Consider the following 12,486-nt stretch of genomic DNA (forward strand, 5'->3'; position numbering starts at 1 on the left):
AACCGAAATTTTGCCTTTTTACGTGTGATTCACATCACGCTAACGTGCTTTTCACCGCACTGGATTCTGATTATGGCGGGTTAATCGCGTTAACCACACTATGAAAATAAGGTTAATCGATTAATCTTAAATAAGCCAACACGGAGACAGAATATGCGTACAACCTATAATAAATTCCCTGAGGTTAACGTTCAGGGCTATGACAACCACGCCTGGCAGGGTTGGTCGTCAATTCATTCAGTGCTTAACACCAGGGTTTCTACCGCCGCCAAAACCGTATTGATCGTGGATTGCTATCCGGGCGTGCGGCTTGACGAGCTGGAGCAACAGCTTGTTACGACATTAGATACCGCACTGGTGCTAAATATTGAATCCGCCCGCCGCGATGAGCAGGCCCTGCATGATTTACTGGCGCGTAACCTTACCGACGATCGCGTATTCGGCGTTCTCTCCTGTCATCACCTGGATGAATTTTTTGATAGCGACAAACTCAGCCAACTCCGCCAACAGATTGATGCCGTTACCACAGGGCTGGTTGTCGTGTACGGCTCGGGCGCTGCGCTGGCACACCCTGGTGACGTACTGGTTTATGCCGATCTTCCGCGCTGGGAAATTCAACAGCGTATGCGTCATAACGGGCTGGGTAACTGGGGTGCAGAAAACCAGGATGAAGATATTCTTCGTCGTTACAAACGTGCTTTTTTCATTGAATGGCGGGTATTCGACAAACATAAAACGCCGTTACTCAAACGCGCCGATTATTTGCTCGATACCACGGTAGAAAATAGTCCCGCGATGGTCAGCGGCGACGCGTTACGCGCCGGTCTGCAACAAACCACCGAACAACCGTTTCGCGTTGCCCCTTTCTTTGACCCAGGCGTCTGGGGCGGGCAATGGATGAAACAACGCTTCGATCTCGATCCCTCAGCCCCCAATTACGCGTGGTGTTTTGATTGCGTGCCCGAGGAAAACAGCCTGTTACTGCGTTTTGGCAACGTGCGGATCGAGATCCCCTCTCAGGATCTGGTGCTGACCTGTCCCCGCCCCCTGCTGGGTGAAAAAGTTCACGCGCGCTTTGGCGCGGAATTCCCGATCCGTTTTGACTTCCTCGACACTATTGGTGGCCAGAATTTGAGTTTTCAGGTTCATCCTCTCACGGAGTACATTCAACAGCAGTTTGGTATGCACTATACCCAGGATGAGAGCTATTACATTCTCGAAGCCGAGCCGGACGCCGTGGTGTATCTCGGGACCAAAACCGGGATCGCACCGCAGGATATGCTCGACGACCTCCGGGCCGCGGGTCGTGGCGAAAAAACCTTTGATGATGAACGATTCGTTAACCAGATCCCTGCACATAAACACGATCACTTCCTGATCCCTGCCGGAACCGTACACTGCTCGGGTGCAGGAACCATGGTGCTGGAGATCAGCGCAACGCCCTATATCTTCACCTTCAAGCTGTGGGATTGGGGCCGCTTAGGGTTAGACGGCTTACCGCGTCCGGTGCATCTGGATCACGGTCAGCAGGTTATTGACTGGCAGCGCGACACGCAATGGGTGCACGACAACCTCGTCAACCGTATTGAACCCCTGGCTGAAGGAGAGGGTTGGCGGGAAGAAAGAACCGGAATGCACGAACGCGAATTTATCGAAACGCGTCGCCATTGGTTTACGGCACCGGTCACTCACCATACCCATGGCGGCGTCAACGTCCTGAACCTGGTCGAAGGTGCGCAGGCCGTTGTTGAAAGCCCGAGCGGCGCGTTTCCCCCGTTTGTCGTCAACTATGCAGAGACCTTTATCATCCCTGCCGCCGTCGGAGAATATCGTATTTCGCCGTTTGGCAAAGGCGTCGGTCAACAGCTCGCCACGATTAAAGCCTGGGTTAGAGGATAAGCGCATGATTAACGTAATTGTTGCCACCCATGGTCCCCTGGCGGACGCGCTTCTCGCCAGCGGTCGTATGGTTTATGGAGAATTACCGCATATTTACCCCGTCACGCTGAGTGAACAGGCAGGTATCGAAGGGTTTAAAGCGACGTTCTCACAGGTTCTCACCAGTGCCGGAAAAGACGCTGACGGCGTACTGGTGCTGTGTGACATGCAAAGCGGTACGCCGTGGAATGTCGCCTGTCATCATGCTTTTTCTTCACAAACGGTTCCTCCCGTTGCCGTCGTAGCGGGGGTCAATTTCCCGATGCTGTTACAAAGCGAGGAGATTTGCCATTTAACGGATGTTCACGCCGCAGCCGTCGAGCTGTTGGCGCTGACGATACCCACGCTGATTAAAGCCGCCCCGGTTTTATCCGTTCAGTCCGACGATTTTTAAAGGAAAACACTATGAGTATTTCTTTTGTACGTATCGATGACCGCGTAATCCATGGGCAGCTCGTGACACGTTGGGCCAAAGAGCTGCCCTGTGATGGGATCGTCGCTATAGACGACGCCGTCGCGGCCGACCCTTTGCTCTCTTCGGTGATGAAAGGCGCCGTACAGGACACCAAAGTTTGGTTGTTTGATACGGCCACCGCGATTGAAAAATTGCCAAAAGTCATTGCCAGCGAGAAACGTTATTTCGTCATTGGCAAATCACCCGTCACGCTCAAACGCATTGAAGAAGCAGGTATCAGCCTGAAAAATGCCAACGGCAAGATTAATGTAGGTCCGATGAGCGCGCGTGCTGATACCACCACCATCGGCCCGAATCAGTCGGTCAACGGGGATGAAATTGCCGCCTTTGACTGGCTGACGCAACATGGGCACCTGGTTGAGTTTCGCCTGGTTCCTGATGCCAGTTGCTACAGCTGGCAGGACGCACGTCAGAAGCTGAAATAAGGAGCGCACGATGATTATCGAAGCTACGTTGATTGGCATACTTTGCTATCTCGGCGCCCTCAGCAGTCCCTGGCTTCTGGGGCTGACCGGCGGCTGGTATCTGATCACCCGCCCGCTGATTTCTGGAATGCTGGTCGGGATTATTCTCGGCGACATTAAAACCGGGATCATGATTGGCGTCGCGGTTCAGGCGGTGTATATCGCAATGGTAACGCCAGGCGGTTCGATGCCGGCCGATCTCAACTTTGTCGCTTACCCCGCAATCGCCTTAGGGATCCTTTCAGGAAAAGGCCCCGAGGTCGCGGTCGCGCTGGCGGCGACCATCGGTATCGCCGGAACCATTTTGTTTAACGCGATGATGGTACTGAACTCTTTCTGGAATCACCGGGCAGATGTGGCGCTGGAACGGGGCGACGAACGCGGTATTTACCTGAACAGCGCCATCTGGCCACAGGTGACAAACTTTGTCCTTCGTTTTGTACCAACTTTTATTGCGGTTTACTTCGGCGCGCAATACATCAGCGGTTTTATGGATAGCTTGCCGATAATAGTTCTGTCAACGATGAACGTACTGGGCGGCATTTTACCCGCCGTCGGGATCGCGATTTTGCTGAAGCAGATCATCAAAAACTACACCATGCTGATCTACTTCCTCGTCGGTTTTGTCTGCATCGTATTTTTAAAACTCAACATGGTCGCGCTGGTGATCGTCGGTTCGCTGTTGGCGTTGATCCATTACAACTACAAACCGGAACCGCCGCAGGCCGCGAATGCAAAGTCGGTAGCCGATGATGATGAGGATGAATTCTGATGGAAGAACGTACACTTACGCGTAAAGATCTTCGCCGCTGCTGGCGCGCATGGATGATGCACAACTTGTCATCGATGAGTTTTGAACGTCTGGAATCTTTTGGCTTTTGTCTGAGTATGCTTCCGGTGGCGAAAAAGCTCTATCCCGACGCAGCCCAACGTACTGAAATGCTGCGCCGTCATGCCTCATTCTATAATACGGAGCCCCAGATAGGCGCGATCGTAAACGGTATGGTGCTGGGGCTGGAGGAGAAAAAAGCGAACGGTGAACCGATCGATGGGGAGACCATCAATACCCTGAAGGTTGGCCTGATGGGCCCTATTGCCGGGATCGGCGATTCAATGATCCCTGGCATGCTGATCCCTATCCTGCTCAGCATCGGCATGGCCCTGGCGGCCGGCGGTAACATTCTCGGGCCGCTGTTTTATACCGTTGCCTGGCTGGCCATCATCATTCCCGGCTCGTGGTTCTTGTTCCTGAAAGGCTACAAAATGGGTTCTGGCTCGGTGGAAATGCTGGTGAGCAGCAAGTCTGCCCGTCTGCGTGAAGCGTTATCGCTGCTGGGTGTGTTTGTCATGGGGGGCGTGGCGGCCAGCTACGTTAAGCTTGGCACCGGGCTGGAGTTTATTACCAAAGATGGGGTGAATATCCATGTTCAACAGATGCTGGACGGTATCTTCCCGCAGTTACTGCCGCTGATTGTGGTGCTTGGTACCTGGTATCTGATGGCCAAGCGCGGTGTGTCACCAGTGAAAGCGATGATTTTACTGTTGATACTGGCCGCCCTCGGCGTTGCCACGGGCCTGTTTGCGGGATAACACACAGAAAACGGTACAACCGGGGCTATGCCCTAATGTCAGTCAGTTAAGCATTATGGAGAACATGTGATTTCGGCTCAGGGTTCCGTTCACCTCAGTGGTATCACTTTTCTGAAGCGCAGATACCCGTGAACGTGCAAGAGAGGCTCACCGCCGCCTCCCTTGCATCCCAGGCTCCCGGCGGGAAAATCGTCGCTACGCGATTCATTCGTCTTATGCCGTCTGCCTGTCGGGCCGGGGCCGAGCCTGCGTCCCTGCAGGCCGTCCCCTCTGCCCGCATCCCTGCGGGCAAACCCGGTCAGCCGTCAACGCCTCATCGATTTTCAGCCGGACCGGGGTCATCGCTGCAACGCACTGACTTCCAGTTAAATCTGTTTTGCTGTTCAGATAAAAAACGCAGGGGGTCAGGTGTGGGCTGGTCCGGCTGAAAATTGCCGACGTGTTTCCGTAAGGCCGGGAGAACCCGCAGGGATGCGGGTTCAGGGCGCGTTTTGCAGGGACGCTACCTCGCGCCCGGCCCGGTAGCCTGGAGGAATAAACGGAGGGGACCGCGGAGCGGCAATTTTCCCGCCGGGAGCCGGGATTGTTAAGGGTACGGCGATAGTACCCTTAACACGTTCACAGCTCGTATTGTCTCAGAGAAGTGATATCACTAAGGTGAACGTAGCAATACGCCGGAGGCAACAGATTCATTACCTCCGTAGGGCCACTCATCATCGTTAACTGACAAGCATTAGGGCTATGCCCCGGTTTTTTTATGGATGAAAGTTTTGCCATAGCTCGGGGTGCTTGTCCGGGCGTGAGATAAATTGGAAACGCGCCGGGTCCTCGATGAATTGCTGATAAACAGGTGCGGAGGTAATCGAGAATTCCGTATATTGTCTGGGCGTAACGGCCTGCAGTCGTCCAGGGATGTAACGCGGATTATGCTGCCAGATAACGTTGTTGCCCTGCAGCAGCGGATACCATGCCAGTCCTTTATGCGCACGCACAGCGTCGTACTCAAAACCATATTCACGATCGCACCACGCGCCAAAGGTTAACGGTACATCCGGGTCTGCGGATATAGTCGCATGCCCCCAACCGGGTGGTACCAACACTTTCTCACCGGGTCCGGCAATTACAGCAAAACAGCGGCCTGGGTCGTCCTCAACATATTCCTGCATATAAATGATCGCTTTTCCCTGCCAGATTTCATAAAGCTCCGGCGGAGACCAGCCGCTGTGCTGACTAATACGATGAATATGTCCCTGACTACGCACCGGCTCTTCTCCCAGCCGTCCCGCCGCATAGGTGACCACGCCAAACAACAGCATCCGCTTTTTCAACTCTTCGCGATCCTGCATTCGCGCCACATCCATCGCTATGGCATACACCTCTTGCGGCCCTTCACAGTGCGGATCGCGCAGCGAGGCGCGAATCTGGTCGAGTTGACGAATCTCCGGCATCGGCCCGGTAACCTCATCCCCATAGCTAAAACCAAGCGGATGATGATGGACCGTCATATCCAGGCCGTAAGAATGCGCTAAGTCAGCCATTCTGTACCTCCTTCGCCTGAACCGTCTTATTTTCCTCAAAGACCCTTATTCTGAAGCCGCTGGCAAGCGCTGCATAATCATGACCCGCAATCCCTGGCCATACGGCGAGCGCCGACAGAACCTCTTCCCCGGTGTTGATTAACCGATGCGCGGTAAAGCCGGGGATAATGTGGACAGATCCCGCGAATACTTTTTCCAGCCTCGCGTCGCCCTGCTCAGTTTGCAACAGCAGCAAACCGGTGCCACGCAGACCAAAATAGACTTCCCCCTGTTCGCGGCGCGCATGGAAATGCCCGCGGGTCATAAAATACTCACAGCCGACCCGGCCAGGATAAAGATGGGTAACGCCGGTGTAGAGTTCACCTTCAGCGGGAGACGTATCCAGCATCTCAACGTCATACACGACCTGCTCGCCAGTCAGCTGTTGACGGGCGTGTTCATCGGCAAAAACGTCTGGAAGATCCTCAATACGGGTGGATTTACGCAATAACAGGCCATCAGCTAAAGCGCCGCTTGCCCACGCCACCTGCGGTGGCTGGATAAAAGAAAGGTTCATATGTGTCTCCGGCCCGAGGAGAACAACAGGATCAGATTAGCAGATTAATCGATTAACCTGCTATCGCTATCTGCATATTGCGGACCGGATCACAGCCTCAAGGTGCCAGCGTCAGTACCTCTGCCACCCACTGCTGGAACCCCTCAACGTCCAGCCCCAGCGCGACCTGGGCATTTGCCGGATGCCCTAAACGTCCTTCAATGTCCACCACCGTCGTACCCGAGGTATATTCCCCCTGGGTTTCAACCGCCACGAAGCACGGCTGCAGGGTAAACAGTTCCGGGCGCACCAGCCAGGCAATAGCGCACAGGTCGTGCATTCGTAGCCCCGTATTCATACTGCCGCTACGGTAATGGCTAAACAGCGCGTGCAGCATTTTTCCCGTCTGGTTAAGCTGCGGCAACGTCGCCAGGTAGTCAGGGGTGAGCATGGCCTGATTAGTGACATCCAGCCCGCACATCACAATCTCCAGCCCGCTCTGGAAGACTTTTGCGGCTGCCTCGGGATCAATAGCAATATTAAACTCGGCGTTTGGCGTGAAGTTCCCGCGCCCGGCAGAACCGCCCATAATCACCAGACGGTGAATGTTGAATATGCATTCAGGATAATGAGTCAGCAGCAGCGCAATGTTGGTCAGGGGGCCAATTGCCACCAGCGTCACAGGCTGCGGGGCATGCATCAACGCATCGCGAATGGCCTGGAAGGCGGGTTTTGCCATCACCTGGCGGTCGTGTTCGACAAATTCATACCCTTCCATACCTGATTCACCGTGTACGGAAGCGGCATCTCGCAGCGGTCTCACCAGCGGCATCGATGCCCCCTGCGCCAGTGGAATATCCGCATTCCAGAAGTGCAGCAGTTGCAATGCATTACGGGTGGTTTTTTCCACCGACACATTACCTGCTACCGTGGTCATCAGTTGCAGATCCAGCTCAGGGGCAAACAGCGCGGCGGCAATAGCGGCAGCATCATCAATGCCGGGATCGGTATCAAGAATGATCGGTAAGCGCATGGTTTCTCCATAAAAAAATGCCAGACGTTAAGTCTGGCATCTTCTCATAATCGTAACCGGAAAGACTTACTCTACTTCACGAACATCCACACGCAGCTCTTTCGGTACTTCGAAAACAATGTTTTCTTCACGCCCTGCCAGCGGAATAGCTTCCCCACCGCCAAGCTCCTGCAGGCGAGCAATCACGTTTTGCACCAGGATATCAGGCGCCGAGGCACCGGCCGTCACGCCCACGCACCTGGCTTCTTTCACCCACGCTTCCTGGATATCGGTCGCATCGTCAATCAGATACGCCGCTTTCCCCATTCGTTGGGCCAGTTCAGCCAGACGGTTGGAGTTAGAAGAGTTTTTCGAGCCGACCACCAGCACAACATCGGCCTGCTCCGCCAGCGCACGGACCGCTTCCTGACGGTTGGTCGTGGCATAACAGATATCGTCTTTGCGCGGCCCGACAATTTTCGGGAAACGGCTTCGCAGCGCGTCAATAACGTCAGAGGTGTCATCAACGGAGAGAGTGGTCTGCGTCATGAAGGACAATTTACCTTCATTTTTTACATTCAGTTTCAGCACATCTTCAGGTGATTCGACCAGATACATTCCCCCCTGCGGGTTACTGTACTGGCCCATCGTGCCTTCAACTTCCGGATGCCCGCCGTGACCAATTAAAATTGACTCTTCACCGCGACGGCTGGCGCGGGCAACTTCCATATGCACTTTCGTTACCAGCGGGCAGGTCGCATCAAAAACCGTGAGGTCGCGGCCTTTGGCTTCGTTACGCACCGCCTGAGACACGCCATGAGCGGAGAAAATCAGGATCGCGCCATCCGGTACTTCGCTGATTTGCTCAATAAAAATAGCGCCGCGCTCGCGCAGGCTATCCACCACATAGCGGTTATGCACCACTTCATGACGGACATAAATCGGTGCGCCGTAAATAGCCAGCGCGTTTTCCACAATGCTGATAGCGCGGTCTACGCCAGCGCAAAAACCGCGCGGGTTGGCCAACAGGATCTGCATTTTACGCCTCCAGTGCCGGTTCGACTTCCAGCACTTCAATATCAAAATGAACGGTATGCCCGGCCAGCGGATGGTTGAAATCAACCGTGATCGAGTCACCATTGATTTCGCGGATCACACCAGGCATCTCACTGCCGTCCATTGCGGTAAAGAGCATGATAGCGCCAATTTCTGGCTCGCCCGCGTCCATAAATTCCCGACGCGAGAAATACTGAATTAAGTCCGGGCTGGACACGCCGAAGGCGGCATCCGGCTCCAGAGCAAAAGTGGTTTTATCACCTTCTTTTAACCCCAGCAGGTGTTGTTCCAGTCCTTCAGACAGAGAACCGTCGCCCAGGCGAAACAGCGCAGGCTTGCCGTTATTGCGGGTTGACTCTGCGGTGGAGCCATCGTCGAGCTTAAGGGTGAAGTGCACCAGCACCGCACTGTTACTCTGTACTGATTTAGACATGCAGGTTGCTCTTTAAAATTGCTGCCGCCTGTTTGCCCGATAGCGCTACGCTTACCGGGCCCACAAGAATCGCAGTATATTGTAAGCCGGATTAGCATAGCGCCATCCGGCATTTTTTTATGCGGCTTTTTTCTCTTTCGACGGTAAGAAGCCTTCGAGGACAATCAATGCCGCACCGATACAGATCGCCGTATCGGCAAGATTGAATGTCGCGAAATGCCAGTCACCGACGTAAAAGTCAATCATATCAACCACGAAGCCGTGCCACAGGCGGTCGAACAGGTTGCCCAGCGCACCGCCAATGATTAACGCATACGCGATGTTGTTTAGCTTCTGCGTCGCCTTCGAGCGATACATCATCACCATCAGGATAACGCAGATACCAATGGCGATACCGGCAAAGAACCAACGTTGCCAGCCACCGCTGTCGGCTAAGAAGCTAAACGCCGCACCATAGTTACGCGCATAGTGCAGATTAAGCGACGGGAACAGCGACACCGTATCCCCCAGAGCAAAGTTCTGGAGGATCAGGTATTTGCTGCCTAAATCGATAATCAGCACGACTACCACCAGCCACAGCCAGCGTAGTCCTGTTGAACATAGAGGCTTACTCATCAGGCAAACTTACGTTGTTCGCCATCACCGGCGATGTTGCTGACACAGCGTCCGCAGATATCTGCATGTTCCGCCACCTGGCCGACATCGGTAGTGTAATGCCAGCAGCGCGGACATTTCTCACCTTCGGCTTTGCTCAGTACGATTTTCAGACCTTTAAGCAGTTCGCTCTGCTGAGCGTCAGCAGGAGCCGCTGCATAATCCGCAACCGTCGCACCGGAGGTCAGCAAAACAAAGCGCAACTCTTCGCCCAGCGCGGTCAGTTTCGCCGCCAGCTCTGGTTCAGCGTACAGAGTAACCGCCGCTTCCAGCGAACCACCGACTTTCTTATCCGCACGCGCCTGCTCGATGACCTTGTTCACTTCGCCGCGCACTTTCAGCAACTCGTCCCAGTAGGCGTCATTCATCGCTTCGGTTTCGCCTAAGCCAAACAGACCTTCGTACCATTCACCGGTAAAGACGTACTTCTCACGCTCGCCCGGCAGGTAACCCCAGATTTCATCAGCGGTGAAGGACATGATCGGCGCCATCCAGCGTACCAGCGCTTCTGCAATATGGAACAGCGCAGTCTGGCAACTACGACGCGCCACGCTGTCCGCTTTCGCGGTGTACTGACGGTCTTTGATGATGTCGAGGTAGAACGAACCCATTTCTACAGAGCAGAAGCGCATCAGGCGCTGTACTACTTCGTGGAAGTCATAGGCTTCATAAGCTTTCAGGATCTCTTCCTGCGCCGCTTGCGCACAACCTACCGCCCAGCGATCCAGCACCACCATCTCTTCCGGTTTCACCATATCTTTTACCGGATCGAACCCGTTCAGGTTCGCCAGCAGGAAGCGCGCGGTGTTACGGATACGACGATAGCTGTCGGCAGCACGTTTCAGGATTTCGTCAGAAACGGCCATTTCGCCGGTATAGTCGGTAGAAGCGACCCACAGACGCAGAATATCCGCGCCCAGTTTGTTCATTACGTCCTGCGGGCTTACGGTGTTACCGATAGACTTGGACATTTTACGACCCTGACCATCAACGGTGAAACCGTGGGTCAGTACCTGACGGTATGGCGCTTTGCCCTTCATTGCAGTGGAGATCATCAGAGAAGACATGAACCAGCCGCGGTGCTGGTCAGAACCTTCCAGATACATATCTGCCGCATGGCCTGCAAACTCAGGACGCACGTCCACAACGGATGAGTGGGTTGAACCGGAGTCGAACCACACGTCCAGCGTATCCGGGACTTTGACATACTGGTCAGCTTCATCGCCGAGGATATCTTTCGGATCGAGATCCCACCACGCCTGGATGCCGTCAACTTCAACGCGTTTGGCCACTTCTTCCATCAGTTCGATAGCACGCGGATGCAGCTCTTCGGTGTCTTTGTGAACAAACAGAGACATCGGCACCCCCCACGTACGCTGACGGGAGATACACCAGTCAGGACGGTTGGCAACCATCGATTCAATACGTGCCTGGCCCCAATCCGGGATCCATTGCACGCCTTTGATCTCTTTTAGCGACTGTGCGCGCAGACCTTTCTGATCCATGCTGACGAACCACTGCGGAGTCGCACGGAAGATGATCGGCGATTTGTGGCGCCAGCAGCACGGGTAGCTGTGCTGCATCTTCTCAACGTGCAGCAGAGCGCCTTTATCGCTCAGCAGCGCAACGATTTTGTCGTTGGCTTTAAAGACGTTCACACCGTCCAGATCCGGATAGGTACCCGCCAGATATGCGCCGTCCGGGCCAACCGGGTTAGCGATTTCCAGACCGTATTTCTGGCTAATGACGTAGTCATCCGGACCGTGGCCGCCGGCGGTATGGACCGCACCGGTACCCGCATCCAGCGTAACGTGATCGCCAAGAATAGCCGGCACGTCAAAGCCCATAAACGGATGGGTAAAGCGCAGCAGTTCCAGCTCGGCGCCTTTTACGGTGCCCAGAATAGTGTATTCAGCCGCACCAATACGCTGCATGACGCTTTCAACCAGATCCTTCGCCAGAATCACAGCCTGCCCGTCAATCTGCACCAGCGCATAGTCAAAATCAGGCGCCAGAGAGATTGCGCGGTTCGCCGGTAACGTCCACGGGGTGGTAGTCCAGATAACCAGTGAGATCGGGCCATTGACGTCAGAAACGCTAAATTTCGCTTTTACCGCGTCCTGATCGGCGGCGTGGAACGCAACGTCGATGGACGGGGAGGTTTTGTCATAATACTCAACTTCCGCTTCCGCCAGCGCGGAACGGCAATCAACGCACCAGTGCACCGGCTTCGCACCTTTGTGCAGGTGACCGTTGCCGATGATTTTACCCAGCGCACGAATGATGTTGGCTTCAGTTTTGAAGTCCATGGTCAGGTACGGATGCGACCAGTCGCCCAGCACGCCAAGACGGATAAAGTCTTTACGCTGACCGTCAACCTGCGTCGCTGCGTATTCACGGCATTTGGCGCGGAACTCAGCGGCGGTGAACTTCTCGCCCGGCTTGCCGTATTCCTGCTCTACTTTCAGCTCGATAGGCAGGCCGTGGCAGTCCCAGCCCGGAACGTAAGGCGAGTCGAATCCCGTGAGTCCTTTGGACTTCACGATAATGTCTTTCAGAATCTTGTTAACCGAGTGACCAATATGAATGCTGCCATTCGCATAAGGAGGGCCATCATGCAGAATGAAGGTTTTTTTGCCTTTTTTGGCCGCACGAATGATGCCGTACAGGTCATCATCAGTCCAACGCGCCAGCATTCCCGGTTCACGCTTGGCGAGATCGCCGCGCATCGGGAACCCTGTTTCCGGCAAATTCAGGGTTGATTTATAGTCACTCATCAGATTCTCGGTTC

The 12,486-nt window shown here is 54.5% G+C and carries 12 protein-coding genes; 5 read left to right on the top strand and 7 right to left on the bottom strand.

What is annotated here, in order from left to right; all coding sequences use genetic code 11:
* Nucleotides 1-153 precede the first annotated feature (153 nt).
* From OGV93_RS14775 to OGV93_RS14795, 5 genes are read left to right on the top strand one after another with little or no spacing between them, the layout of a single operon-like run.
* Entirely contained in the window at nt 154-1,899 is a 1,746-nt protein-coding gene (locus OGV93_RS14775) for a class I mannose-6-phosphate isomerase (protein WP_016155664.1), read from the top strand.
* A 4-nt stretch (nt 1,900-1,903) separates the two neighbouring features.
* Complete coding sequence (locus OGV93_RS14780; protein ID WP_047358350.1) at nt 1,904-2,332, top strand: PTS sugar transporter subunit IIA; 429 nt, start codon at nt 1,904-1,906, stop codon at nt 2,330-2,332.
* An 11-nt stretch (nt 2,333-2,343) separates the two neighbouring features.
* The gene (locus OGV93_RS14785) at nt 2,344-2,838 is read left to right on the top strand and encodes a PTS sugar transporter subunit IIB (protein ID WP_003837349.1); all 495 of its coding nucleotides are present in this window, start codon (nt 2,344-2,346) and stop codon (nt 2,836-2,838) included.
* Between the two features lie 10 nt (nt 2,839-2,848).
* Nucleotides 2,849-3,649, top strand: coding sequence for a PTS mannose/fructose/sorbose/N-acetylgalactosamine transporter subunit IIC (locus tag OGV93_RS14790; protein ID WP_103928896.1), 801 nt, complete (start codon nt 2,849-2,851; stop codon nt 3,647-3,649).
* Nucleotides 3,649-4,467: a PTS system mannose/fructose/sorbose family transporter subunit IID gene (locus tag OGV93_RS14795; protein ID WP_016151643.1), complete on the top strand. Its 819-nt coding sequence runs from the start codon at nt 3,649-3,651 to the stop codon at nt 4,465-4,467. Before OGV93_RS14790 ends, OGV93_RS14795 begins: the two co-directional genes overlap by 1 nt.
* Before the next feature lie 755 nt (nt 4,468-5,222).
* On the opposite strand, the gene OGV93_RS14800 is transcribed toward OGV93_RS14795, so the two are convergent.
* From OGV93_RS14800 to ileS, 7 genes are all read right to left on the bottom strand, one after another.
* Complete coding sequence (locus tag OGV93_RS14800) at nt 5,223-6,005, bottom strand: glucose-6-phosphate isomerase family protein (protein WP_103928895.1); 783 nt, start codon at nt 6,003-6,005, stop codon at nt 5,223-5,225.
* Nucleotides 5,998-6,561 (bottom strand): glucose-6-phosphate isomerase family protein, encoded by a 564-nt coding sequence (locus OGV93_RS14805; protein WP_016155660.1) that lies wholly within the window; start codon nt 6,559-6,561, stop codon nt 5,998-6,000. Before OGV93_RS14805 ends, OGV93_RS14800 begins: the two co-directional genes overlap by 8 nt.
* A gap of 97 nt (nt 6,562-6,658) precedes the next feature.
* Nucleotides 6,659-7,573, bottom strand: a complete 915-nt coding sequence (rihC, locus tag OGV93_RS14810) for a ribonucleoside hydrolase RihC (RefSeq protein ID WP_016155659.1) — start codon at nt 7,571-7,573, stop codon at nt 6,659-6,661.
* 66 nt (nt 7,574-7,639) lie between these two features.
* Complete coding sequence (ispH, locus tag OGV93_RS14815) at nt 7,640-8,590, bottom strand: 4-hydroxy-3-methylbut-2-enyl diphosphate reductase (protein ID WP_103928894.1); 951 nt, start codon at nt 8,588-8,590, stop codon at nt 7,640-7,642.
* 1 nt (nt 8,591) lies between these two features.
* The gene (fkpB, locus tag OGV93_RS14820; RefSeq protein ID WP_003018929.1) at nt 8,592-9,041 is read right to left on the bottom strand and encodes an FKBP-type peptidyl-prolyl cis-trans isomerase; all 450 of its coding nucleotides are present in this window, start codon (nt 9,039-9,041) and stop codon (nt 8,592-8,594) included.
* 117 nt (nt 9,042-9,158) lie between these two features.
* Nucleotides 9,159-9,656 (bottom strand): signal peptidase II, encoded by a 498-nt coding sequence (gene lspA / locus OGV93_RS14825; RefSeq protein WP_003018932.1) that lies wholly within the window; start codon nt 9,654-9,656, stop codon nt 9,159-9,161.
* Entirely contained in the window at nt 9,656-12,472 is a 2,817-nt protein-coding gene (ileS, locus tag OGV93_RS14830; RefSeq protein WP_101700363.1) for an isoleucine--tRNA ligase, read from the bottom strand. Before ileS ends, lspA begins: the two co-directional genes overlap by 1 nt.
* Nucleotides 12,473-12,486 lie beyond the last annotated feature (14 nt).

The organism is Citrobacter sp. Cb031, from assembly GCF_030336725.1.
GTDB classification, from domain to species: Bacteria; Pseudomonadota; Gammaproteobacteria; order Enterobacterales; family Enterobacteriaceae; genus Citrobacter; species Citrobacter braakii.